31 protein-coding genes are annotated in these 25353 nt (G+C 34.9%); 6 read left to right on the top strand and 25 right to left on the bottom strand.

The genetic code is table 11. The features are described 5' to 3' along the window. Positions 1 to 96 precede the first annotated feature (96 nt). The 7 genes from D612_RS0101100 to D612_RS0101070 form a co-directional block, all read right to left on the bottom strand. The gene (locus tag D612_RS0101100) at positions 97 to 2355 is read right to left on the bottom strand and encodes a penicillin-binding protein (protein ID WP_017753625.1); all 2259 of its coding nucleotides are present in this window, start codon (positions 2353 to 2355) and stop codon (positions 97 to 99) included. A gap of 18 nt (positions 2356 to 2373) precedes the next feature. Next, complete coding sequence (gene ftsL / locus D612_RS0101095) at positions 2374 to 2733, bottom strand: cell division protein FtsL (protein ID WP_017753624.1); 360 nt, start codon at positions 2731 to 2733, stop codon at positions 2374 to 2376. Between the two features lie 41 nt (positions 2734 to 2774). After that, positions 2775 to 3707: a 16S rRNA (cytosine(1402)-N(4))-methyltransferase RsmH gene (rsmH, locus tag D612_RS0101090; protein ID WP_017753623.1), complete on the bottom strand. Its 933-nt coding sequence runs from the start codon at positions 3705 to 3707 to the stop codon at positions 2775 to 2777. A gap of 60 nt (positions 3708 to 3767) precedes the next feature. After that, positions 3768 to 4199: a division/cell wall cluster transcriptional repressor MraZ gene (gene mraZ, locus D612_RS0101085; RefSeq protein WP_017753622.1), complete on the bottom strand. Its 432-nt coding sequence runs from the start codon at positions 4197 to 4199 to the stop codon at positions 3768 to 3770. A gap of 156 nt (positions 4200 to 4355) precedes the next feature. Continuing rightward, positions 4356 to 5981 (bottom strand): bacillithiol biosynthesis cysteine-adding enzyme BshC, encoded by a 1626-nt coding sequence (gene bshC / locus D612_RS0101080; RefSeq protein WP_017753621.1) that lies wholly within the window; start codon positions 5979 to 5981, stop codon positions 4356 to 4358. A gap of 91 nt (positions 5982 to 6072) precedes the next feature. Beyond that, positions 6073 to 6456, bottom strand: a complete 384-nt coding sequence (locus D612_RS0101075; protein WP_017753620.1) for a DUF3397 domain-containing protein — start codon at positions 6454 to 6456, stop codon at positions 6073 to 6075. Continuing rightward, entirely contained in the window at positions 6449 to 7360 is a 912-nt protein-coding gene (locus tag D612_RS0101070) for a 2-dehydropantoate 2-reductase (protein ID WP_017753619.1), read from the bottom strand. The genes D612_RS0101075 and D612_RS0101070 overlap by 8 nt, the downstream gene beginning before the upstream one ends. 195 nt (positions 7361 to 7555) lie before the next feature. Between D612_RS0101070 and D612_RS0101065 the strand changes: the two genes are divergently transcribed. Next, on the top strand, positions 7556 to 8029 hold the full coding sequence (locus tag D612_RS0101065) for an N-acetyltransferase (protein ID WP_017753618.1): 474 nt from the start codon (positions 7556 to 7558) through the stop codon (positions 8027 to 8029). 25 nt (positions 8030 to 8054) lie between these two features. Here the strand turns inward: D612_RS0101065 and D612_RS0101060 are convergent, their stop codons facing one another. From D612_RS0101060 to D612_RS0101045, 4 genes are all read right to left on the bottom strand, one after another. After that, complete coding sequence (locus D612_RS0101060; protein ID WP_017753617.1) at positions 8055 to 8669, bottom strand: RsfA family transcriptional regulator; 615 nt, start codon at positions 8667 to 8669, stop codon at positions 8055 to 8057. 80 nt (positions 8670 to 8749) lie between these two features. Then, entirely contained in the window at positions 8750 to 9508 is a 759-nt protein-coding gene (locus D612_RS0101055) for an enoyl-CoA hydratase/isomerase family protein (protein ID WP_017753616.1), read from the bottom strand. A gap of 191 nt (positions 9509 to 9699) precedes the next feature. Continuing rightward, positions 9700 to 9876, bottom strand: a complete 177-nt coding sequence (gene rpmF / locus D612_RS0101050; protein ID WP_017753615.1) for a 50S ribosomal protein L32 — start codon at positions 9874 to 9876, stop codon at positions 9700 to 9702. A 26-nt stretch (positions 9877 to 9902) separates the two neighbouring features. Then, entirely contained in the window at positions 9903 to 10427 is a 525-nt protein-coding gene (locus tag D612_RS0101045; protein ID WP_017753614.1) for a YceD family protein, read from the bottom strand. Between the two features lie 140 nt (positions 10428 to 10567). Here D612_RS0101045 and D612_RS0101040 point away from each other — a divergent pair, with 140 nt between their 5' ends. Then, positions 10568 to 11806, top strand: a complete 1239-nt coding sequence (locus D612_RS0101040; protein ID WP_017753613.1) for a nucleotidyltransferase — start codon at positions 10568 to 10570, stop codon at positions 11804 to 11806. Between the two features lie 110 nt (positions 11807 to 11916). On the opposite strand, the gene D612_RS0101035 is transcribed toward D612_RS0101040, so the two are convergent. Both D612_RS0101035 and D612_RS0101030 read right to left on the bottom strand, forming a co-directional pair. After that, on the bottom strand, positions 11917 to 12987 hold the full coding sequence (locus D612_RS0101035) for a SepM family pheromone-processing serine protease (RefSeq protein ID WP_017753612.1): 1071 nt from the start codon (positions 12985 to 12987) through the stop codon (positions 11917 to 11919). Continuing rightward, on the bottom strand, positions 12980 to 13771 hold the full coding sequence (locus tag D612_RS0101030; protein ID WP_017753611.1) for a patatin-like phospholipase family protein: 792 nt from the start codon (positions 13769 to 13771) through the stop codon (positions 12980 to 12982). Before D612_RS0101030 ends, D612_RS0101035 begins: the two co-directional genes overlap by 8 nt. Before the next feature lie 157 nt (positions 13772 to 13928). Here D612_RS0101030 and ylbJ point away from each other — a divergent pair, with 157 nt between their 5' ends. Further along, a complete protein-coding gene (gene ylbJ / locus D612_RS0101025; protein WP_017753610.1) occupies positions 13929 to 15146 on the top strand; it encodes a sporulation integral membrane protein YlbJ in 1218 nt (405 codons plus the stop codon). 5 nt (positions 15147 to 15151) lie between these two features. Here the strand turns inward: ylbJ and coaD are convergent, their stop codons facing one another. The 3 genes from coaD to D612_RS0101005 all read right to left on the bottom strand — a co-directional run bounded on the left by coaD (position 15152) and on the right by D612_RS0101005 (position 17989). Continuing rightward, a complete protein-coding gene (coaD, locus tag D612_RS0101020; protein ID WP_026092346.1) occupies positions 15152 to 15652 on the bottom strand; it encodes a pantetheine-phosphate adenylyltransferase in 501 nt (166 codons plus the stop codon). Positions 15653 to 15678: 26 nt separating this feature from the next. Further along, on the bottom strand, positions 15679 to 16248 hold the full coding sequence (gene rsmD, locus D612_RS0101015) for a 16S rRNA (guanine(966)-N(2))-methyltransferase RsmD (RefSeq protein ID WP_017753608.1): 570 nt from the start codon (positions 16246 to 16248) through the stop codon (positions 15679 to 15681). A 289-nt stretch (positions 16249 to 16537) separates the two neighbouring features. After that, entirely contained in the window at positions 16538 to 17989 is a 1452-nt protein-coding gene (locus tag D612_RS0101005; RefSeq protein WP_017753606.1) for a stalk domain-containing protein, read from the bottom strand. Between the two features lie 139 nt (positions 17990 to 18128). Here D612_RS0101005 and D612_RS0101000 point away from each other — a divergent pair, with 139 nt between their 5' ends. Further along, positions 18129 to 18518: a DUF7147 family protein gene (locus D612_RS0101000; RefSeq protein WP_017753605.1), complete on the top strand. Its 390-nt coding sequence runs from the start codon at positions 18129 to 18131 to the stop codon at positions 18516 to 18518. Between the two features lie 63 nt (positions 18519 to 18581). Here the strand turns inward: D612_RS0101000 and D612_RS0100995 are convergent, their stop codons facing one another. From D612_RS0100995 to safA, 8 genes are all read right to left on the bottom strand, one after another. Then, positions 18582 to 18860: a YlbG family protein gene (locus D612_RS0100995; RefSeq protein WP_017753604.1), complete on the bottom strand. Its 279-nt coding sequence runs from the start codon at positions 18858 to 18860 to the stop codon at positions 18582 to 18584. 79 nt (positions 18861 to 18939) lie between these two features. Further along, positions 18940 to 19386 (bottom strand): YlbF family regulator, encoded by a 447-nt coding sequence (locus D612_RS0100990; RefSeq protein ID WP_026092345.1) that lies wholly within the window; start codon positions 19384 to 19386, stop codon positions 18940 to 18942. 112 nt (positions 19387 to 19498) lie between these two features. Further along, the gene (locus D612_RS17650; protein ID WP_017753602.1) at positions 19499 to 19906 is read right to left on the bottom strand and encodes a hypothetical protein; all 408 of its coding nucleotides are present in this window, start codon (positions 19904 to 19906) and stop codon (positions 19499 to 19501) included. Between the two features lie 108 nt (positions 19907 to 20014). Beyond that, positions 20015 to 20272 (bottom strand): YlbE-like family protein, encoded by a 258-nt coding sequence (locus D612_RS0100980; RefSeq protein ID WP_017753601.1) that lies wholly within the window; start codon positions 20270 to 20272, stop codon positions 20015 to 20017. A 22-nt stretch (positions 20273 to 20294) separates the two neighbouring features. After that, positions 20295 to 20717 carry a YlbD family protein gene (locus tag D612_RS0100975; RefSeq protein WP_017753600.1) on the bottom strand — a complete coding sequence of 141 codons (423 nt, stop codon included), beginning with the start codon at positions 20715 to 20717 and terminating at the stop codon, positions 20295 to 20297. Between the two features lie 141 nt (positions 20718 to 20858). Further along, entirely contained in the window at positions 20859 to 21908 is a 1050-nt protein-coding gene (locus tag D612_RS0100970) for a CAP domain-containing protein (protein ID WP_017753599.1), read from the bottom strand. 112 nt (positions 21909 to 22020) lie between these two features. Then, complete coding sequence (locus D612_RS0100965) at positions 22021 to 22449, bottom strand: CBS domain-containing protein (protein WP_017753598.1); 429 nt, start codon at positions 22447 to 22449, stop codon at positions 22021 to 22023. Positions 22450 to 22466: 17 nt separating this feature from the next. Then, a complete protein-coding gene (safA, locus tag D612_RS0100960) occupies positions 22467 to 23084 on the bottom strand; it encodes a SafA/ExsA family spore coat assembly protein (protein WP_017753597.1) in 618 nt (205 codons plus the stop codon). Positions 23085 to 23339: 255 nt separating this feature from the next. Here safA and D612_RS0100955 point away from each other — a divergent pair, with 255 nt between their 5' ends. Beyond that, positions 23340 to 23693, top strand: coding sequence for a YugN family protein (locus D612_RS0100955; protein ID WP_017753596.1), 354 nt, complete (start codon positions 23340 to 23342; stop codon positions 23691 to 23693). 23 nt (positions 23694 to 23716) lie between these two features. On the opposite strand, the gene D612_RS0100950 is transcribed toward D612_RS0100955, so the two are convergent. After that, positions 23717 to 24091, bottom strand: a complete 375-nt coding sequence (locus tag D612_RS0100950; RefSeq protein ID WP_017753595.1) for an Asp23/Gls24 family envelope stress response protein — start codon at positions 24089 to 24091, stop codon at positions 23717 to 23719. Positions 24092 to 24286: 195 nt separating this feature from the next. Between D612_RS0100950 and ytvI the strand changes: the two genes are divergently transcribed. Next, complete coding sequence (gene ytvI, locus D612_RS0100945; RefSeq protein ID WP_017753594.1) at positions 24287 to 25345, top strand: sporulation integral membrane protein YtvI; 1059 nt, start codon at positions 24287 to 24289, stop codon at positions 25343 to 25345. Positions 25346 to 25353 lie beyond the last annotated feature (8 nt).

Here is a 25353-nt window from a genome sequence, read left to right as displayed (position 1 = left end):
AAGCTAGACAAATAGAAAAGCTGAATCGCCTTGATCAGCCCTGACGGTAAGGAAGGAAAATAAAAAAGCGGAGCCAACTAGCTCCGCCATAAAAATTTAATCTTGCACATTTTTCATTAACTCAAAAATTTCTTGATCCTCTTTCGTTGTAAAATTAAAAACTTCATTTTGCTCATCAATTTGTTCTTCCTCTTGGTAAGGTGGTTTTAGCTCAACTACTAAATAATCTCCTTCTTTAACTTCCGTACCGGGCTTAATATTTTGATTACTTACATAGCCTGATCCGATGATATTTGGTTTTAAGCTCATTAGCTCGGTAATTTTTAAAATATCTCGTAATGACCACCCCGTCATATCAGGCATTACTATTTTACCTTCTGTTTTTAATACAACAAGTTCACCAGGTAATACTCTTGTGTTAGGTACAGGTAGCTGTTCGATCACTTTAATTGAGGAACCGATGGAAACCGGGTGTGTTCCTATATTAATAAGCTCGGTTTTCACACTATCCAGTGATTTACCAATTATATTAGGGACTTCAATTCCATTCTCAGCAATAGGTTTGCTCTTTGATTTCTCTTCTAATGGGACAATATTTAAATAATGTAAACTATTTTTGATGACAGTTTTAAAAACATAAGATATTGGTTCAGAGCCTAACTCTGTAATTTTTATTTTTGGCTGTTTAACAGACACATACATGATAAGCTGCGGATCATCCTTTGGCACAAATCCTAAAAATGAAAATATATTATTTCCGTGTCCGGTCATATACTGTTCAGTTTTCGGGTCGGCTATTTGGGCTGTACCAGTTTTTCCTGCTATTTCATAGCCATCGATGCGATACGCTTTACCAGTACCTGCATCTGAAGAAACAACAGTTTCAAGGATATTTAATACTTCTTGTGCTGTTTCAGCTTTTATTGGTTCATTGACAACAGTTGGTTGTTGTTCTTTAATCACTTCGCCTGTTTTGGGATCAACTATTTTTTTGATAATAAACGGCTTCATCATCTTCCCACCATTTGAAATGGCGGTTGCCGCCTGAATTTGCTGAATGGGTGTAATGGAAGTCCCTTGTCCAAACGCAGTTGTAATTTTTTCAATCGGATATCGATATAAAATGTTTCCCGCTACTTCGTTCGGTAAGTCGATGCCAGTTGGCTTATCAAATCCAAATCGTTGTAAATAATCAAGAAATTTATCTGTCCCAAGCTTTTCATTTACTAGCTTTGCAAAAGCAACGTTTGAAGATCTTTGGACACCTTCTAAATAAGTAATTTTACCCCAACCTGATTTGTTATGGTCACGGATTGGCTTATCTTTTTCAGATATCCGATATGATCCTGATTGATATTCTTCATGACCATTAAATACACCAGCATCAATAGCTGCGGCTAAAGTAAACACCTTCATCGTTGAACCTGGCTCATAACGGGAAGAAATTGCATCGTTTAAATAATTTGTGATCTTCCTTGTATTTGGGTCAAAGGATGGCCTTGTTGCCATCGCCAATATTTCACCGGTTTTCGCATCAGCAACAATTCCTATCATGTTTTCAGGTTCATATTGGTTAAAAGCATCCGAAAGTGCAGTTTCAAGAAATGTTTGGATTTTTTGATCAATTGTTAAATAGACATCCTTACCATTAATCGGTGAAGTGACCATTTCTTTAGGATCGGGTAACTTAAAGCCTTTCCGATCACTTTGAAAGCTAACAAATCCATCCTGCCCTTGAAGTATGGAATCAAAAGTTTTTTCTACCCCCATATTACCAACAAGCTTACCTTCGTCATCCGGTAATGCGAAGCCGATTACATGGGAGGCAAAAACACCATTAGGATAAAGCCGCTTTTTTTCACGACGAAAATTAATACCAGGTATTTTTAAGGCTGCAATTTTTTCCATTAATAAATGATCAATATTTCTTCCATTTGGGCCAAATTCGACCTGAAAATCATCTTCACTTTTAGGTGTTAACCTTCTCTCAATCTCGGAAACTTCCATACCAATTAAAGGAGCTAATTTGACAGCCGCATCATGAGGATCATCCACATGAAGCGGTTTAGGTGAATTCTTTGAGTATGATTTTTTTATAATTGCATACATTGAATACGTAGGCACATCTTTAGCTATAATCTCACTATTTCGATCTAATATTTGTCCCCTGCTCGCCTCGATAACGCGCTCCTTCTCCCATTTATCCTCGGCAAGCGTTGTTAACACTTGTCCCTCTACGCTTTTAGTTACTTGAATATAAACAAAACGGCATGCCAATATAAAAAAGAGCAGGACAAATACTATTGATAATATCCTCGCTCCAACTTTGATATGTACTGTTCTAGCCTTGTTCATGATCCCACCACACTCTTACTAATGACCAATTATTTGTACATTGTTATTTTGGATTGTTAATCCTTGTTCTGTTGCAATTTTCAATATCCGTTCAGGTTTAGATAGTTCAGTAATTTCTTGTTCGAGACCACCATTTATCTTTTCTTGATTTGCAATATTGCCCTCTAGTGTTTGTATATCATTATTGTATTGAAAAATAGTAGCCTGATTAATTACAATCAACGTACAACCTATAGTACCAAGGATGAGTAAAAATGATAGCAATAATTTCTCTCCAAACGTTATTTGTCTTTTCTTTTTTACTTTAGTTTGAGGCTTCGTTTTCGGTTCGAATTGTTGTTGTCTTTTCGGCTGAACCTGATAAGCAAGATTACTCAAAGCTTCCGACCTCCTAATGATTTAATAATAATGTTTATCCTTCAAAGTTTTTCAGCTATACGTAGCTTTGCTGAGCGTGCACGATTATTTTTTTCCATCTCATCTTCAGATGGAACGATCGGTTTTCTTGTGACTAGTTTTAATACCGGCTTGTACTGTTCGGGAATAAAAGGTAGTCCCGGTGGCAATTCAGGCCCTTTACTCCACTTTGCAAAAGTCGTTTTACAAATTCGATCCTCCAAAGAGTGAAACGTAATCACACAAATTCTACCACCTGATCTTGTAAGTGATATTGCATCTTCAATTGCTTCCTCGAAAACCTTTAATTCATCATTAACAGCAATGCGGATCGCTTGAAATACTCTTTTTGCAGGATGTCCACCAGTCCGTCTTGCTGCTGCAGGGATCGCTTCTTTAATTAGATCTACTAGTTCTCCCGTAGTTTCGATAGGTTTTTTTGCTCGATAGTTTTCAATTTTCCTAGCAATCTGCTTCGAGAATTTTTCTTCACCGTATTTGAAAAAAATTTTGACAAGATCATGATAATCCCAATCGTTTACAACATCATAAGCAGACAATGATGCCGATTGATCCATTCGCATATCAAGTGGTGCATCCTGATGATAGCTAAAGCCCCTCTCTGCGATATCCAATTGCGGAGAAGAGACTCCTAAATCAAACAAAACTCCATCTACTTCGCTAATCCCTTTTTCAAGAAGCGCTTCCTTCAAATAGCGAAAATTACTTCTTATTAACGTTACTTGATCCCTATATGTAGCAAGCTTTTTTTCGGCATGAACTAACGCCATTTCATCCTGATCAAAAGCAAATAGCTTTCCTCGCTTTGATAATTTACTAAGAATTAGTTCACTATGTCCTGCTCCACCTAGCGTACAATCCACATATACACCATCTGGTTTAATATTTAATCCATTTACAGCTTCTTCTTTTAAGACTGTTACATGTTCAAACATCTAAACACCTACCATTCAAATTTGCACAGAGAATGAAACAAGCTACCCCTGACTATGAACTTAAAGGTCAAAATCAATTAAGCTTTCAGCAATCTCAGCAAAAGATTCCTCTGACTTAGCAAAATATGTTTCCCAATTCTCCTTACTCCAAATTTCAAATCGGTTCGAAACACCGATAATGACACACTCTTTTTCAAGCTGTGCATAGTCTCGAAGGGGTGGAACAATATTTACTCTTCCCTGCTTGTCCACCTCACATTCAGCTGCACCAGAAAAGAAGAATCGCGTAAAAGCTCGGGCATCTTTTTTTGTAAATGGGAGGGTTTTTAATTTATTTTCTAGCGCTTGCCATTCGTCAAGGGGATATCCAAACAAACACTGATCTAAACCTCTAGTAACGACAAAGCTGTCACCTAGAAGCTCGCGAAATTTGGCAGGTATAATCATCCTGCCCTTTTGATCGATGTTATGATGATATTCCCCCATTAACATACATAAGCGCCCCACTTTCTGTAACTAGAATACCACATATCCCCACTTTCTACCACTTACTTTATGACTATTCTTTAAAAAAAATAAAAAACCTGCTTCTTTTAGCAGGTTTTTGGTCGACATTTTCATATTTTCAACAATAAAAATAACTATAGATTATATAAAAACTACTTTATGTTGGTTGTTCCACTTATAATCCAACTGTAAGAGCACTTCAATAAAGCTAATGTCATATTTGTTAATGTAATAAAATATATTCAAGACTCTCTCTTGGGGAGCGTTTAATGGCCTTAAATTTATATTTATCTCATCAAACTTCCTCAACTCAACATCGTACTTTTGACGGATTACCTTTTCCATTTTGTCTTTTAAATAAAAAATTTGTGTTTTTATGAGCTCCTCATTTTTCTTAGCTAAATCTTTTAAGCTTTGATCAATATCAATTGCCAATTGCTGATAAGGTAGATGAACAGCAATAATATTTTCCATTACTTCATCTGTTACCTTATCGATATCGAATGGACGTTGTCCCTTCAGCCACTTTTCTCTCTGTTCATCACAACCATTTTCAAGGACTTGCTTTAAACACAAGTCTTTTTCCTCAACATATTTCTTAATATGTCTATCAACAAGTGTGATCATTAATCTTGGCACAAGAGGAGGTACTTTAAAATTAAAAAGATGAAAAGCTTTCTTCAAGGTTGCCCAATAAGCAATTTCACCTGGCCCTGAAATAAATGCCAATGTCGGGAATATATACTCCTGCATCAGTGGCCTTGTCACTACATTATTACAAAGTGTATACGGCTTTTTAAGAGCGATTTCTAATAATTCGGCTTTGTCAAAAGTACACTGATTATTTTTACTTTTAAATTGATTATCGAAATATTCAAGGAGCAACCGTTCACCATTATCAACAAAAAAGAGATGAGCATTTCTTTCATTTATTTCAATTGGCTCTCCAAATCCTAATTCTTTTAACGTTATTTGCCCTGCCAAAACATTTTCTCGAAGTTGATCATTTTCTTCAATTAGTTGACGTGTAAAAGGAGCACCAATTGATCGAAATCCGGGATCACCGGAATCAACAACTACTAAACCGTCATTCGGAAATAATCGATAAATTATCCTAATAAAGAAGTCCACATACGTATCGGATTGCTGTAGGTCACTTAATAAACATTCCAATAGCTTATTAGTATGTTCTGTTTCTCCGTACGTTGTTACAATTTGTTTGATCCAATCTTCACCACATTTTTTATCAATTTCCAGCGATGAAGCAGGCGTTTTTTTATACTGTTTTTGCGATATAGCCTGTTTCTCAACCTTGCTATTGTTTAACACAAATACATGGTTAATTTCATCGAAATCATGGTCCTCCCCAGCCACCCAAAACACAGGGATAACAGGTACTTGTAACAATTGTTCTTGTTCCTTAGCAAGCTTAATAATTGAAATAACTTTATGTACTGTATAAAGTGGCCCTGATAATAAACCTGCTTGTTGACCTCCGATTACGACGACGCTTTCATGATCACTTAAGCGACGAATATTCTCTTTTGTTTGTTTCCCAACATTATATTTTTGATGAAAGGTCATTAAATAACGAGAAACTTCCTCTCGCGGAAATTTTCGATCCTTTAACTCCTCTAATCGATCTGAAAATGTCTTTAGGTTATTGATATTTTGATAATCAAAAAAAGACGTTATGTCTACATCCCCATCAACATATTTAGTAGCAATTTTATTTGTCAATGGAAGGGAGATGTCCATCAATTCCATCTATATACTTCCTTTCAGCTTTAACATCTAACATATAAATAAAGTATAGCAAATATAAGCATACTCCCCAAAAATAATGCCTACTACAACCTTAAATATCCTTTAATCGTAAAACTAAACCATAAATTACAAGGGAAAGATAACCTAAAGAAAACAAAAGAAAATTAAACCTCCAAAATCCTTTCCAAACTTTCCGAAAAATAATCTCCTCATTATATTTCCATTGTAAAAACACAAACAACATTCCTATCATAATAAGTAGTAAAAGTATAACCCATAAATATGAGTTTCCCCAAATAATGATGACTAAATAATGGACAGCTATTATAAAAAATACTGTTGATAAGTCTACCGACAAACGAAATGATCTTTTTTTATCTTTTGTTACTATATATGAAAGCCAATAAACAACGAAAATCGCAAGTATTGGCATTGTCACCATTGTTGCTATGAATGTTGCCAACAATTTAACCATGATCCGGAACCTCCCTACTGTTCTCCATACCTTTAATACTATGATATAGAAAAGTTACTAACGGTAGAGACTTATGATTATTTTCTGCTACTTCTAGTAAATACCCCAATATTGAATCTACTTCTGTTTGACGTTTACATGCAATATCCATATACATAGATGAATAATTCGCTGAAGTACTTGAACAAATCTTTACAACCTCTTCCCATGAATCCTTCTCATCAGCAATATGAAGGATAGAAATGATTTCATCAAAAAGCTGTTTCATATTTCTTTGAAAATTGGGATCTTCTAATAGCTTGCCGTTTCGAACCTTATAAATTGCTGTTAATGGATTAATTACGGCATTTGCTATCAATTTCTTGGCAAGAATCGGATACCACTGCTCTTCTTTTTTGATAGGAAACCCGACCGAATTTAAACTGGCCCAAACATTGTCAAAACCGCTTAAATCACCTTTATAAGAAGCGAGCTTAATTTGTCCAATGCCCCTATGTTCAATGCGATAGTCAGATAGCTTTACAACACCATGCTCAACTATTCCTAAAAAGATAGAAGTTGACATTAGACTAGGTAAATATGAAAGATGGGTCATGCCATTTTGCAAAAATAAAATCGGTGTCTTACTATTTAAACTTGTTAGATAATGGAAGATCCCTTCGATATCATATTGTTTTACAGTTATGATAAGTAAGTCTTCCTCAGCTAATCCTTGCTGCAATGGTTTTGATTGAATAAAATAAGTGGACTTCTTTCCTTTTTTATGTAGTTCAATTCCGTTTTGGTTAAGAACTGAAGCCTGTTCATCCCTTCTTGTATATATCACTGTTTCCACATTCGCTTTACATAGATACGCCGCTGTAAGTAGACCAACGGCCCCTGCCCCTATAATTGCAACCTTCATGTAATCCTCCAATAAACAAAAACTAAAATTTTTTTACTCTAAAATATATTTTACCAAATAATCAAAGTAGACGAGAGCATAATCCAAATTTCAATAGCCATAATAATGCCACATTTTTCAAAAAAGAAGTTAAGGAAATTTTCGGAAAATTATATTATAATATAAATGAAAAAGTGTGAAAAGGAGGGTGCCTTTATGGAAGTCATTCCAATTGAGAACTTGTCTATCAATTACAAAACTCTAGAAGATTTCAAGAAGTTTAAAGAATATGGCGATTATGAACTGCAAATGCTTGAAGATCTTCAAGGTAGTATCGTCGAAAATGATTGCGAATCACCGTTTTATGGTATTTATTACGGAGATAAGCTAATTGCAAGGATGAGTTTGTATCACACTCCTAGAAAGTTCGATCATATATTTAAAGGTGAAAGGGATTATTTAGATCTCTCCAAGCTTGAAGTGTTACCACATTATCGCCACAAAGGTTATGGGGAAACTCTCATACAATTTGCCAAAAGCTTTAATCTCCCAATTATTACGAGACCAATCGTTAACTCAGAAGGATTTTGGAAAAAAATGGGGTTTATTCCGTTTAAACCACCATATGAATTACCTGAAAAACTACTAGTTTGGTACCCTGACCAACTGTCTAGCAACAAAATAAACTAAAAAGCTGACAAAAGTCAGCTTTTTTTCACTTATTAATCCTTTGCAAATTTCCGTTTTTATCCATTTGGAATTTAAATTTGGAACCTTCCTCCTCTTGGAGAACAATCATTTTACGAGCTCTTTCCATGATTTCGATTAAAGCCTTATAGTCCTCTTCAATTAGTGTATATTTTTCGTTCAAAATATCGATTTGTGCTAATAAATTTCTTCTTTCCTTTTGAAGCTCAGTTAATTCATTTTTTAATTCTTCATTTTGTTTACGTAAGATCTCCGTGCTTTCAACCGTTTCATGAGCCGACGATAAAAAAGCAATCACATCTTCAAATGAAACAGTTTGGTCTGTTTGGGCAATTATAGATGGTTTTTGTTTATTATTTTGTTTCTCGGTAGTTTGCTTATCAATATGGTTTAGTTTTTCGCCTTTTCGTTGTTTTTTTGCTATTGTAATGGCTGATTCATATTGCTTTCTTACAGTGGAATTCCACCGGAATCCACATGCTGCAGCAGTTCTTGAAAGTCTTTTGCCAACTTCTTCGAAAGCAGCTAGCTGCGTACTGCCATCTCTTATATGTCTTAATACAACCTCAGCAAGTATTAAATCCTCATCTTGAGTCCATGCATCCTGTCTTAAAGTACTCATTTCTATCTCTCCTACCTGTGCATTTTTTATTATCTTTATGCTTTATATAAGAAAGATAGAATACAAATCTATTATTTTTTCTATTTTGTTATAAAAGATTTTACAGCCTCATGATGCTCGTCAGCCTCCCATAAAACTGAACATTCCTCGATTTCCGCAAAAATTCTCTCGCGAATTTTCGTATTCTGCCACCTACGAATCCCTACTTTTTTATATGCTTCCAATACTCCACGCTTTTGCTCTATATATTCAGAAAGCCAAACTTCACTTTCATCCCTATAATGGGCATCATCTAATAAGTAATGAATAAAGCCTAACTCAAGTCCCTCCTTTGCTGAAAATCTATTAGCGGTCATTAATAACTTCATCGCTTTATCGTACGGTAACTTTTCAAGTAACATAGTGGCGCCACCCCAACCAGTCGTAATTGCTAATTTCCCTTGAACAAAGCCAAATCTTGCGCCTTTTCTTGCTATTCTAAAGTCACATGCAGATGCAATTTCACATCCTCCACCTATTGCTGCTCCGTTCATTAGTGCAACTGTAGGCTTTGGAAGTGTTAATAGGTCATATAAAATTTCCCCCATTTTCGAAAGCATGGCATAAGCTTCATTCTTCGTATTAAGATTATGAAATACTGAAAGGTCTCCACCAGAACAAAATGCTTGATCTCCTGCCCCTGTGATTACTAACGCCTTATCATTTTTATTAACTGATACTTCAGCGATGATTTCCTTCAATTGGTCCATCACATCAAAATCAATTGCATTTCTTTTTTCTGCACGATTAATCGTCGCCCAAACAACCCCATTATTTTTTTCAACTAAAACCTTCCCCATCGGTTTTTCCCCTTTCTATCACCTTAAATCTTAATTGTAAGCATATCATTTAGTTTACCAAAATATGTGTTTAAAAAACAATGCCTTCCCATAGTAGCGCTTTTGCGTCGCAATGGTATGTCACGCTATAGATTCGTATGAAGACAAAAAGCGCAGAGAATAAATTATTCTCTGCGCTTTTCCCATTTTCATTAATCGTTTGCTACTACTTCTTTACCTTTATATGTGCCACACTCTTTACATACACGGTGAGCAAGCTTTAATTCCCCACAATTTGGGCATTCTACCATACCAGGTACTTGTAATTTGTAGTGAGTACGACGCTTTCTTTTTGCAGTTTTAGAAGTTCTTCTAAAAGGTACAGCCATTATTCCCACCTCCTTAAAAGGTTTAACTATCCGTTGTTTTTGTTGTCATTAAAAAGATCTTTCAAGGCTTCAAATCGAGGATCAATCTTATCCTTCTTGTCATCTTCTGATAACACTTCCCAGCCTTTTCCTGATTGTGGCGCCCCTCCCTTTTCGGTTGGATCATCACAAAATATTTGAATAGGTATCTCTAAGAGGATATTTTCCTTGATCATCGGTAATAAGTCAAGAACTTCTCCCTCAACTTGATGAAGATTTTCCTCGTCAGGATTACCATATCCATTTTCTGACAATAAGTATGTTTCTATTGTTTCAATATTAAAAGAATGACTAGCATCCTTTAATGTCCGAGAGCAAGGTAAAATCATCGTTCCTTGTATTGTTAAAGTAAAGGTAACTTTATTTGCTCCAAAGTCCCCATGACCTTTAACGTGTACTGGTGGTATACGTCTAATATCAGATATTTCGACTAAATTACTTACGTCTACAAATTCATCAATAACGATACCTTTATTTCGAATTTGATTTAATTGGTTCATATACCATTTCAATACTCTCACCTCAAGACAACAAAAGTAATTATAGCTTTCACATAATCATTTGTCAATATAAAACCTTTACACTATACTAAGACTAGACAAAAAATCGGAAGCCAATATAAATACGAAGAGAAGAAAGGATATATATAAATATGAATGCAGCGGGTGTTGTAGTTGAATATAATCCATTTCATAATGGACATTATTATCATATCCAAGAGACGAAAAAAGTAACAGGAGCAGATTTGATTGTAGCTGTCATGAGCGGCAATTTTCTACAACGCGGTGAACCAGCATTACTATCTAAATGGGCTCGTACAAAAATGGCATTGCTTGGTGGTGCAGATATTGTAATTGAACTTCCATATGTATTTGCAATACAAAAAGCTGAAATATTTGCACAAGGTGCGGTCACACTGTTGGACGCTTTAAAAGTAACAAGCATTTGCTTTGGTAGTGAATCTGGTGATATTGATGCTTTTTATGAAACACTGATGGTCTTGAATAACAATGAGACTAAATATTCAAACACCTTAAAGCAAGCCCTCAAACAAGGGAAAAGTTATCCACGTGCTGCAAGTGAAGCCTTTCAGACGTTAAACGCAACAACAAAATGTGTCAATCTTTCACAGCCTAATAACATCCTTGGATTTCATTACATTCAATCTATCGAAAAATTGGGAAGTAATATGAAGGCATATACTATACAAAGAAAGTCAGCACATTATCATGATCGAGAGTTTACTGATCGTTCTATTGCTAGTGCAACAAGTATTCGTCATACATTATTCAGTGAAGAAGGCGACACCGATGATATTTCAGCTATTTATCAAGTTACTCCAAAAACAACCTATGAGCAATTAATTGCTTATAAAAGTAAATACGGTATGTTCCATAACTGGGAGAACTATTTTCCATTATTAAAATATCAACTGCTTACGATGCGTAATGAAGATTTAACAAAGATCTATGAGGTTGAAGAAGGGATTGAGAATCGTATTGTGCAATATATTTTAACCTCACACTCTTTTAAAGAATTTATGGAGAACATAAAAACAAAGCGATATACGTGGACAAGATTACAACGCTTATGCCTACATATTCTTACGAACACATCAAAGCAAGAGATGAAAGATAAAATACCAACATATATACGCTTACTCGGATCTACTACTATCGGTCAGTCCTATTTAAATAAAATTAAAAAAACTGTTTCATTACCTATTGTAGCTAGGTTGTCTACTATTTCAAATGAACAAATCAAACTAGATATCAAAGCATCACGTGTATATGCGTCATGTCTAAATGAGCCTTACCGCTCACAAATGATTAAGGAAGAATTTTCTACTCCACCGCTTCGGTTTGATCCAAGCACACAACAATTTTTATAAAACTAGCCTGCTGAGTGAAGAACGGCTTTTTTCAATAGAAAAACTACCGATATGCACACTAGCAGGCCACTGTGACAGCTCATACATGTGTTACTTAATTAATTGATTAATTAATAAGTTGGTTCTAATTTTTCTAGGTAATTTAAAGCATCCTTAAATGTATCAACAGGTATAATCTTCATTTCAGTTTTAATATCCCGAGCCGCTTCTAAAGCCTCTTGGTAGTTGGTTGGAATTGGATCGCCATTTACACTAACATGCTCTTTTCCGTGCTCATTGGGTGCAAAGAAAATCTCAACTCCAGACTTATGAGCCGCAACAATTTTCTGCTTAATTCCGCCAATTCTTCCAACATTCCCGTCATAATCAATCGTTCCTGTCCCGGCAATTTTATAGCCTTTTGTTAAATCCTCTTCTACTAATTGATTATAAATTTCAAGGGTAAACATTAATCCTGCAGATGGGCCACCAATTTGACTAGTATCGATTTCAACATTTGGGTTAACTTTTACACTGCGGTCTTCCACTAGAACAATCCCTAGGCCAACTTTCCCTCGTTCACTTTCAGGAACTTCACTATCAGGAAATGTTCCTATATGAACATTTTTTTCAATTTTTTTACCATCTCTTTCAAGCTTAAGCTTGACAACGTCCCCAGCTTTTTTGTTAGTTACATTGCTAATAAATTCCTTTGCAGTTCGCATTTCTTTCCCGTCTACGGCAAACAAACGATCACCAATTTCTAGCTGCTTTTCAGCAGGCATTCCTTTAATTATGCTACTTACATAGACTCCGTTATAACTAATATCAATATCCTTTTTTGCTTCAGTATACGCAACAACCGTAGCCTGCTCCTTCGAATCCTCCATCATATATAGCTGGCGATGATTATATTCTTCATTCGTTTCTCCATCAGGACGAATTTGCTCTTCTCGATAAATTTCATGATAATCATTAACCTTTGCCCACGCATACTGTACAATATTCGCTTTCCCCATGCGAATGGTTGTTAATGAGAAGCTACCTTCTGCGCTATATCCACCATCCACCTTTACAATGGGCGCGAGCTCTTTTGCCATTCCGGGTGTTGATATATAAAATGGCAAGCGAAAAAAACTTAAAAATATTGCTATGACACATATTATGATCCAACTTTTAGGAATTCTTCTTTGTTTATTCATGATGATTTTCACTCCACTTCTTAATTGCCTCTACGATCATTGGGAGCTGCTTTCGTGCCTCATCCTCTCCAATTTTAATGATCTCCTCAGTATTAGTAAAAGCTTTCGCACTATATTTTTCAACTTTTGGCCTAATTATGATATCAGCATCAAACTGTTTTAATCTTGCTAATTCGTCCTGCATAATATCAATACTTTGAAGGATAACATCAAGAATTGAAGTGATTTCAACATTACCTTTTACATGAGAAACATCAACTGCAATCACAATATCGGCTCCCATCTCTCTTACGACAGATACCGGAACGCGATCAACAACTCCACCATCCACTAACAAACGACCATGTATTTTTTCAGGTACGAAAATACCTGGTATGGAAATACTCGCTTTAATAGCTTTTGCTAACGGACCATTTTTAAAAATAACCTTTTCTCCTGTCTTTAAATCTGTTGCAACGATTGCCAAAGCAGGAGAAAGCTGTTCTATTGCCTTATCCTTTGTAAACACGCGAATAAATTCTTTCACTTTTTGGCCACTAATAAAGCCCATTTTAGGAACAGTAAAATCCAAATAATATTTACGACGAAATGCTGTTGCAAGCTTATATAGTCGGTCCATATCGTGACCAGCCCCGAAAAACCCACCAACTAATGCACCCATGCTGCTACCGGCAATAAAATCAATCGGAATATTTTCGTCTTTTAATACCTTTAACACTCCAAGATGGGCAAAACCACGTGCACCACCTGAACCAAGTGCTAATCCTATAGTTGGCTGTTTCACAAGTTCCCCTCCATATCCCTTTCCTTCATTTTAGGTCTATTCCGATGGAATAATCGTATATTTAAATGTAGGACGAGAAAAAGATTCACCTCATTTTAACATTCTATATTCTTCAAGTATAGAAATAAGAACTTATTGTTATGTTGGAGGGCTATACGTGACACGTTCCAAGCTGAAAACAATACTGTTAGCAGTATCAATAACACTCATTGCATTCGGATTAATCTTTTTTCCAAGGGAATCGTTAGAAGCTTCCAAACGTGGATTAGATATGTGGTGGAATGTTGTGTTCCCATCATTACTTCCCTTCTTCATTGTGTCAGAATTATTAATTGGTTATGGTGTCGTTAAATTTATTGGAGTATTGTTGGAACCACTCATGCGCCCTGTATTTAAAGTTCCAGGTATTGGAGGTTTTGTTTGGGCGATGGGGATGGCATCCGGTTTCCCGGCAGGTGCTAAATTAACAGCTAGACTTCGTCAAGAAAAACAATTAACTGCTATCGAAGCTGAACGTTTAGTTTCGTTTACAAATTCATCCAATCCCCTATTTATATTTGGGGCAATCTCAGTCGGTTTTTTTAACAATCCACAGGTTGGATTATTGTTAGCAATCTCGCATTATTTAGGTAACTTATGTGTAGGGGTAATGATGAGATTTCATGGAAAAAATGATCCAGAGAAAAATTTCCAAACTGCAAAAACCACATTTTCAATAAAGGAAGCATTTATTGTTCTTCATAAAACTAGACTAAAGGATCGTCGACCATTAGGAAAATTATTAGGAGATGCTGTTATCTCATCCATACATACTTTATTGATGATTGGCGGTTTTATTATTTTATTCTCTGTTTTTAACCGATTGCTTAATATTGTAAACATAACAGAGATTGCGGCAATATTTTTCAGCAACACTCTAGCCTTATTTGGGCTATCAACACAATTAGCATTACCACTTATTTCTGGTCTATTTGAAATCACGTTAGGAAGTCAGTTAACTAGTTTATCAGAAGGAACAGACTTATTTAATAAAATTATTATAACAAGCTTTATTTTAGGATTCAGTGGCTTTTCAGTACAAGCCCAGGTTGCCAGTATTTTAGCAGAAACCGACATTCGCTTTCAGCCATTTTTCATTGCAAGACTAATGCAGGGTTTCTTTGCCGCAATTTTCACAGTTTTACTTTGGAACCCATTATATGGAAACCTATACACCTTAACTAATAAGCAAGTAATACCAACTATCGCAAACGATCTTACGCTCTCCTGGCCATATAAATTTTGGGAAATACTAATAAATTATGGAGCACTCATTACAATTAGCTCGTTATGCATTTATATTATCTTTTACATTAAGCAAATAAAAAGAGGCTGATCCCTCTAATTATTGTCATTGGGTTCGCCTCTAAATTTTTCATTTAACGCATCTTCTACTTCACGTGGAACAAGTCCTGAAAAATTCCCATGATATTTTGCTGCTTCCTTTACTATACTTGAACTTAAAAATGAATATTGGTTATTTGTCATCATAAAAAATGTTTCAATCTCTTCACCTAATTTTCTATTCATAGAAGTGATTTGCATCTCGTACTCAAAATCTGAGACTGCCCGTAACCCACGTAATATTACCTTTGCATGTTTTTTTCGGGCATAATCAATTAACAAGCCGTCAAAAGCTTCAACCTTCACATTGGGAATATCCTTTGTAACCCTTTCGATTAAATCAATACGTTCCTCAACTGTAAAAAGTGGTTTTTTAGTGGAATTGTTCAACACACACACATATAACGTTTCAAAAACACTAGCCCCTCTTTTAATAATATCTAAATGTCCGTACGTGATTGGATCAAAGCTCCCAGGACAAACAGCGATACTCACGATATCTACCCCTTTAATCGTTAATTATTTTAATTTTCAGTATTTTCATGTTGAACGAAGATAGAAACTGCGGTCGTACTTCCATACACTTCTCTTCTTTTTAATTGAAGGCTTCCTATTCTCTTAGGGAGTAAAAATTCAGCTCCATGCTCTGCAACAATTAAACCGTCAGCAGTCAACAAATTCTTATCATCAATAAAAGTAATCAACATTTCCAAATTTTTTAGGTTGTAGGGCGGATCTAGAAATATGAAGGAGAAGGTTAGATTTCTCTTTGCAAGCGCTTTTAAAGCACGAATTGCATCATTACAAAATATTTCTGATTTCTCCTCAAATTTACACAGACTAATATTATGTTTAATGATTTCAATGGCTTTTTTATCCCGATCAACAAAAATTACTTTTTCAAGCCCACGGCTTAACGCTTCAATACCTAGACCACCACTGCCACCAAATAAATCAAGACCCTGCCCGCCATCAAAATACGGACCAATTATGTTAAACATGGATTCCTTAATTTTGTCAGTCGTCGGTCTTGTATTCGATCCCGGTACAGCCCTCAACGGTCTTCCTTTACACGTTCCAGCAATAACCCTCATCTTTCATCACCTATTATTCGAAAAATCCCCCACAGCATTTTACCTAGTTTATCCTATCATAAAGTATTCCATTTCAACAATATTGAATCCTATTTTAAATGTATATTATTAAAAAAATTGGCCATAATTGTAAGTAACAGCATCAAAAATGATGCTGTTGCCAACCGCGGAGAAGACTTACGTTTCCCCATAAGTTCTTCCTCCGGTTTCTCCTCTCCCTTTGCCTTCTTATCTTGATGCTCTAACGACTTCAAGAGTATAGAAGGACCCTGCTATTGCGGGGTTTTTTTTATCTTAAATAAATGCCATCATCCCTCTTTATCACTTCAATTCGCAAAAGCTCCTCTACCCATTTTTCGGATATAAACACACGATCACCTAAGCGTTCAAGAGGCTTTTGTGTTAATCCATAATCCTCTTGATTATAGATAAAATACGTCTCATTTAAATAAAAACGCCAGCTGTTACCGCCCTTCGTAATTAAATATAATTCATCCTCTGGGAAAACAGTTACTGAGAAGCCAATGCTTTCCATCATCTCTAGTAATGGAAAATGAATGCTTTGATTTCGTTCAATTGCTCGCCAATTTTCACTAATCACTTTATTACCGTGATAAACTGGCCGATTATCATAGTAATATAAAGGTACAGTTACACCATCAATGGTTCCATTCTTTTCAAAGAAATCCGTTTCTAAATGAGATGCATTTGAAAGGATACGATCCAAGTCCACTAATTCTATTAGCTCCCCTTTATCATTCCCACTTAGTAACCATTCAATAAAAGATTGCTTTGTCTCTTGGCTAAGATTTTCAATTAATTCGACAGACATTTCATACACTTTTTTATTTCCAACAGGACGATCTAAAATAATGGCGGGTAGGACCTCCCAAACCCAAGCAATTCCCTGTGTTTCAGGCTGTTTACTGTAGAGCAAATAGGATTGAACGATATACTCTTCAACCTTCTTCACTTCGAGATTATAAGGAACAACAACTAGATGTGGAGCCATATATACTTTATCATTATTTGATTGAATCACTGTTAATCCACCTTGTTCCGGCAATTGCGTAATCCATTCTCCAATATTAGTAAAGCTATCAGGATGTAATGCATAAATTGACAATGTCGGTTCATACTCACTAATTTTTTCGATTGAAGATTTCGTCATATAAATAGGAAAAACAGAGGTTCCATTTTTGGTCCAAGCGTAGTAAGACAAATTCTCTTTTTCAACCTCAGCCCTACGTTGGGCTCCTGCTGCCCATGTTATTGTTTTATTTTCTTCCTCAGAAAGCGTTACATTGTAATTCGCTAGTAATTCTTCATCATTATCCGATAAAAATTTGATGGACCAATCATCTAACCAAATCGAAGTAACATTTGAAGCTACAGGTAATTCATACGTAACTGTCAATGAAGTTTCATTCCCCACATCAATTCTATAGAATACTCCATCCTTTTTAACCGTACATTGCTGTTCATTATCGAAAACACACTGAAAATCTTCAACATCTAAAGGTACCTTAACTAAGAAGCTAGATTGTTGTAAATTCGAAGCTGATTCGGTTATCTTTAATTTTCCATCCTTATGAACAATAGAAACAATCATTTCTATTGGAGCTTCCTGTACTTTTACTGTTTGTTCTCCTTGGAATTCATACATAAGCCATTGATATCCTATTAATGAACTAATTATAACTAGTAAAATAAATAATACAATCATCACACGTTTAATCATTTCAATACCTCACTGAAACAATATCATTTCTTCTACGATATCAAAAATATGACAATTTTTATACGTTATTCAAAAAAATATTTTGACGTTTTTTAATACAGTTGATAAAGTGATAGTTGGATTGAAAGGAGAGTTACACATGATACAACGATTTATTGAGCTTGGTGAAGGATATTCTGATCTATATGAGCTAATTGAGATTGCAAAAACGAATAAGCATAGACTTTTGCACTTAATGGCCCTCCAAACAACAATTAATAACAACGATGTTACTTCGTTATCTGTAATATTAGAACCAACTAATCCCGGTGATTTTCAACCGCTATATATTTGTAGGGAGGGAATTCCAAATCCTGAAAAAAAAGCAAATAAACGCTATGAATTATTCATGCAGCTTGCAGAAGAGCTAGAGAAGGAAATCATTACAATTAGTGTAAGGCCTTCGATTGCATTCGCAGAAAAGGAGCTTTACTATCAGCACTTAATTGGCATTCTGCGTATGAATCACTATATCTCACCCTTACAATAGTTATATATAATAACGAAGCCCATGAACCTCTTCTCTTATAAGGCTCATGGGCTAATTTTATGCTTAAATGCCAATCTTGTAATCATATTCTTTTGCTTTATCCGGCTTAGAATTTTCGAACTGAGTTTTTAAAAAAGGCTTGTATGAGGGCTCTACCTTTTTAACAAATGAAAAGGATTTTAGCTTATCAATCGTACTATCGACTTGCTCCATATCCATGTAAATGACAACATATTTTAGTTTCTTAGAAACATAATGAATGTTGCCAAAGCGACGAAGCTGCTTTATTTGTTTCAATGAATGTAACCAAACGATAATTCCTTGTCGTTTTCCAAAAACCATAATGTAGTCTCCCTTAAAGCGTCTATCTATTTTTTAACTTTATTTAAAAATAGCATGAATAATCATTGAAAAGCAAGCTTTAGCTACATCCACAGCCCTTTCCACTGCTACAACCGCTCCCACAACCAGATAAAGAGTCAAAATAGGGATTACCAGTTGGTACTTTAATTGACTTTGAAACAGAATGTCCAATCAGAATGCTAATTTCGTCTAATAGTTCTTGCAGGGCATTCTCAGCTTTTTTAAAGGTATATACAACTTCTAATAAATCAATCTCCCTTTTTAACTCTCGTGTTTCTTTAATTACCTGTAAATAATCCGGATGATATTTCCCAATTCGATGAACCTCTTCATACTTTTCCTTTTGCTTTTGAAACGTTCTAATTAATCCCATTGCATAATCATCGTTTTTCAATTTATATAAACTCTGATAATAATCCTCGACTATATCAGAATTAATAATCATCTTCGATAAACCTTCAGCAACATCTAAAATTTTTATTCGTTCTTCAGTTGCAATCACTATTTATAACACCTCCAACGTAATAATATCATGAAATATGAAATTATACTAATACTTAAAAACCTGTGGTTGTTTTTATTCCCACAGGTGCAACATTTTTTCTTCATTCAGTTTTTTATGAAATTTCGACTTCGAAATTATGCTCAATTCCATATGGGGTACCATCATTATTTACTAGCTCTAGCTTAATTTGATGCTTACCAATTGGAAGTCCCTTAATAATAAAAGCAGCAGTATAAATATTATCAATTTTTTTCCCATTTAAGTACAACTGTAAAAAGCCATAACCCTGTTTATTTTTTTTCGTCCCGTCTCTTTTTGAAAATGTAAAATCTGATATTACACATTCAACAAACACATCATTTCCTTTTACAAATTCTTTCACTGACATTAAATTTTTATTGTATTGTGAAACGTTCTTTTGAACATGAATATTAGAGGTAATCCCTATATCATTATTATTTTTAATACTATAACCGCATAAAATAAAGATAGAGGTAATGACAACCAAAAGTTTTGTCATTTCAAGAATCCCACCTTCGAATGAGTAATGTAATGTTTCTTATTAGTCTTTACCTCTCCTTCTTAATTTAATCGCCCTAACATGTATTGTAATAAAACTAAAAATGGGCTAATCGCCCATTTCATTTTTTTGTTCGTTCGCCATACCGTGCATGATCCCCATCAACATTTGAGCTAACTGGACCTGTTGATGTAAACGATCAATTTTTTGTGGGAAAGTTTTTCCGTAATAAAGTTTAGCTGCTTGTTCAATTTCAAAAATCCGTTCCGGATTTCTACTTAATAACCGATACCAAATAGGATTTTCACGAATAAATTTTCCAAAATCATGTCGTTCCTGCAATAACTTTTGAATCTCAAAGCGCATTCTCAAATCAACTCCACTTTAATCAATCCTTTTGAAAGAAGAAAGGATTGTATGGATTTCTTGGTCTGCCAGCTTTATGATTTTGTTGGGTAGTTGCACCTTTAAAGTTTTGGAATTGTTCAAGAAGCTGTTGTACATTTGATATAGCACCACTGACATTATTTAAATTCTTTTGCAACTCATTCATATCAATGTTTTTTACCATCGACAATAGCTGTGACATAAAATCAGATTCCTTTTTAGCTGTTGGCCGTTTTGCTTGCTTCTCATCATCACTTGTCACAGATTTATATTTTTCCCACATGCTATCCTCTTCACCAAACATATACCAATCCTCGTAAAGTTCCTGCCACGTCTTTTTATTTGCTCGAACATCCTTTACAATATTTGGATGCCGTTTCACAAACTCTTTAAATTCGGCAACCTTAGGATTTAATTTGCTCATAACCATTCACCTCTTATATAGGCACATTTTTTGCCTACTATTTTGCCTACTATAAGGGTACTACCTAGAGCTACAAAACGTTCGCCCATTTTTACAGTATTGCCCTGTTAATAAGGTTAATGGATATAAATAATCAGTTCATTACCAAGCTTGATAAAAGTTTTGAGTATAGTATTTTTCATATACACCGACACCTAAATGAGTAAATTCCTTATTTAAAAGTGTCATTCTATGACCTTCGCTATTTTGCCAACCTTCTACAGCAGAAATTGCATCAACATATCGAGCTGCAATGTTTTCCCCAGCAACCTTAAACATTACTCCACCTTTAATTAGCCGATCCGATAAACCACCTTCAATCGGAGACCGGTGAGAAAAGTACTCTTTTTCAAACATTTCCTTTGAATGGTTAAAGGCAACAATTGCTGTTTCCTCATCCCAATTAACATAGTCTAGTCCATTTCGCTCTCTTATTATGTTCGTCATATCTAGAATTTGCATTGCTTCACCAGCTTCAATTTGTTTCAACTTTTCCATTTCAATTTCATTTGCGGAAAGTAATTCACCTCGATAGACAAGCTCAAACGGCCTCAACTTTACTAAGGTTTTACTGTCGATAAAACGAACGCTTGACAGGGTGTCACTAAATTTATCAATAAAAATCTGGGCCCAAACATTATTTTTTAGCTGCACTAAAGGTGTTGTTTCAAGTTCATCTGCTGTTAACTCAAATCGATAAAAGTTTTGGTCCACCTCAAATTCTATTTTGTCCTTAATGTCTGTAATTGCTTCAATTTCAGCTCGTGATTGTCCTAGCTTGAATGGACGAATATCAACTTCATTACCCATAACGAAAACTGATACTACTTTTCCTGCTTCAATTCCGATTTGACAATAACGAGATAGTGGTTCGTTATAAATCCACCAATCGTAATCATACTCAGACATATCGACTCTTTTGGGCTCACCTAATAATTTTTTTACATTTTCGACATCCTTGCCAATTAATTGATAAAGGAAAATAGCATCATTTTGTGATTTTTGTTTAGTTTGCTTTATAGCTTGTCCACTATTTGAAAAAACCGTTGTTACCGGTTTCTGCCTGTCTTCTTGTACAAAATGCTGTTGAAAATAGACGATTCCTAACATTGCTACTGTAACAATTAATCCTGTAATTACTAATCTCCTCAACCTGGTCCCCCCGCTTTTAAATTCTTAATTTTTACATTATATTGGCCAGGCATATGAAATATTCTCCCTAATAAAAAATAAAGCACCTTCAATAAGAAGGCGCTTTACATAATTAAGAATGCATTTCTGGCGGTTCGGAAATTTCACTTAATGCATAACCGGCTTTTTCATCAGTCATCTCTTCGACAGCTAAATCACCAAGCGATACAATTCCAACTAACTGTCCGTTTTCAGTAACTGGTAGTCGACGTACTTGGTTTTCTGCCATAATCCGAGCTGCCTCTTGAGCAGACGTTTCTGGTGTAACAGTAACTAATTGCTCACTCATTAAATTTGTAATTGAATTCGAACCTGAACGTTTTTCGGCAATACCTCTAATCACAAGATCACGGTCAGTAATCATCCCTACAAGATTCCCATTTTCAACAATTGGAATTGCCCCAACATTAAGATCCTTCATTTTAACTGCTACTTCATATGCATTATCTACAGGTGTGCAATATTCAACATTACTAGACATGACATCGCGAACCCTTTTCAAAAAAATCCCTCCATTCATTATTTTTTAATAAACATTTGTGTCCAATAATGGCGATATGAACCACCTTTAGCATAACCAACACCTATATGGGTCATGCGTGAATCTAAAATGTTTTGCCGGTGTCCAGCACTTTTCATCCAAGCATTTACAACTTCTTGTGGTGTTGTTTGACCAGCTGCAATATTTTCAGCTGCGGCTGAATATCTGATTCCAAAGTTTTTCATCATAGTAAAAGGTGAACCATACGTTGGAGATGTATGGCTAAAATAGTTTCGATCTCTCATATCAGCTGATTTAAAACGAGCAACGCGAGATAATTCCCAATTGGCAGTTAAGGCAGGCAATCCATATTTTGCTCTTTCTTGATTAGTTAATTGAATAACTTGATGTTCTATCCGCTTAATTTCATCAATAACCGGAATATTTACCTTTTGCCCAGGATAGATTAACGCTGGATTTTTTATGTGAGGGTTTGCTTCAATAATCTCAGTCAATCCGATTTGATACCTTACTGCTATTTTCCACATCGAATCACCTGGCTGAACCGTATATGTGGTTTGTGTTTGTGCTTGGCCAATCAGGCTTGATGTACCAATGACCAATAAAAACAAAAAAGTTGCTATAATTTTTCTCAAAAAATATCCTCCTTCCACTCATAAGCATTATTTAAAATATCTTGGCTGTGTTAAAGTACACTGTTGAAAAACAACAATCAAATATTACAGAGCCAAAATCTTTAATATTTTGACCAAAATCTTTAAAAAATCTCATAAAAAAACAAATTTTTTTTGTCATTGAATTGAAATAAAACGATAGTCTTTATTGCATCTTCAAGTCTTTCATACTATTATAGTTGTTAGGGTGTTTTTGAAATTTAGGAGGGATACATAATGAGATTTGAAGGAACGGGAATAGAGGATAAAGTAGTCGATATTTCAGTATTAGAAAAGGTTTTAGGTGAGGTTGGATTACTTAAAAGAGAACAATGGGATTTTGAACGTGTTTCCTTTGACAAGAAATTTGAACTTTTAGATACAAAAGAAGTATTTTATTTACGAGTTCAAGGCTATGCGGTCGAAGGTAATGTTGATTCTAAACATGCAAAAATCAAGCTCTTAACACCGCTTTTAGGAAAACATTACTACCCACATGGTGTTGAATATGGGGAAGGCGAAGATTTCCCAAGTAGCGTAGTCGAAAAAGCAAAAGCAATTCTTGAAAAAGTAAGTCAACAATTATCATAATGATCATTACTAAACGAAGGGGACTATCCGATATTTTGGATAATCCCCTTCTCCTTAACCTTCACTGAATCAACATATACATTTACATTTGCAACCTTTATTCCGGTCATAACTTCAATCTCTTCGGAAATTTTTTGTTGCAGTCCCTTGCATAGCTCACAAATATTTGTTCCTAAATATACAGATATTCTTACATCTATCGATACTTCCTCTTCATTATTATCAACGATGATGCCTTTTTGATTTCCTTTTCTATTCACCACTCTGATAAAGTCATCCTTTATGTTGGATACCGTAGTAGCAATTTCGTCCATGTCATCAATTACAATTGCTGCAATTATTGAAAAAACATCTTCCGATATACTAATTGAGCCCTTTTCCAGCATTTTTTTTATCATTGTACATCCCCCAATCAACAGAATTTTGTAAGGTGCGGAAAGTTTACAAGTTCAACAATATAACCGCAATGAAATTAACATAACTGAATAATTTAAATGATAAAATATTTTACTATCTATACTTAATTCACTATTCATAAACAAAATTCCATTCTATAATGAAATTAAGTATATACTTAGAAAGGAAGTCCCGTATTGTTAACTGACAAAACAAAAAAGCTTTTCATCATAACAATCATATGTTTCATTATCTTACTTCTTGCTATTTGGATATTACCTTTATCTATACCATTAGTAGTTGCAATGATCACCGCCCTATTTTTAGAACCTTTTGTTAAATTTCTTGAAAAAAAGTTAAAAGGACGGAGAAAATTATCCGTTTTAATGGTATTTCTTGTATTTATATTTTTATTAGGATTAACTAATTATTTTATTGTTACGAAGGTTTACACTGAAGCAATCGAATTTGCTGAAAATACTCCTGCTTATATAAATGAAATAAACAAAGTATGGTTTAAAGCCGAGAAACAATTAATGGCTGCCTCAGAGGATTTACCGGCTGAAGTTGTGAAGGAGCTTAGCAACCAGGTCGAGGAGTTTTTACTTAAAACAAAAGTCGCGTTTACTGAAATAGTAAGTTTTGATAATATTACAAAAACAATCAAAAATATACCTAATTATTTAGTAAGCATCCTTGTCTATTTAATCGCATTATTTTTAATTATGCTGGAGCTTCCAAACCTAAAAACAAGAATTTATAATCATTTTACGCCTAAGACAGCCGATCGTGTTACATTTATGACATCACGACTATCCTATGTGATTTTAGGTTTTTGTAAGGGCCAACTGTTAGTTAGCATAATCATATTCATTGTTGCACTAATCGGTCTACTGATTATTCTTCCTGAGGTAGCACTTACAATGGCCTTTGTTATTTGGATTATCGACGTGATACCAATAATCGGTTCTATCATTATTATGCTGCCATGGTCATTGTATCTTTTATTAACGGGTAATATTGTACTCGGCACACAAATTGCCATTTTGGGGGCAATTCTACTCGTTATTCGAAGAACGGTGGAACCAAAAGTAATGGGCCAGCAAATGGGTATTTCCCCATTAGCAACATTGGTAGCCATGTACCTAGGATTAAAGTTGTTTGGAATATTAGGATTTATCATTGGCCCACTAATTTATATAGCATTTACTTCAGCACGGGAAGCTGGAATTATAAAAATTAATTTTAAAATTTAAAGGGTGTA

The sequence above is a fragment of the Calidifontibacillus oryziterrae genome (assembly GCF_000331575.1).
Classification (GTDB): domain Bacteria; phylum Bacillota; class Bacilli; order Bacillales; family Bacillaceae_J; genus Calidifontibacillus_A; species Calidifontibacillus_A oryziterrae.
This window is presented reverse-complemented; position numbering and strand designations above follow the sequence as displayed.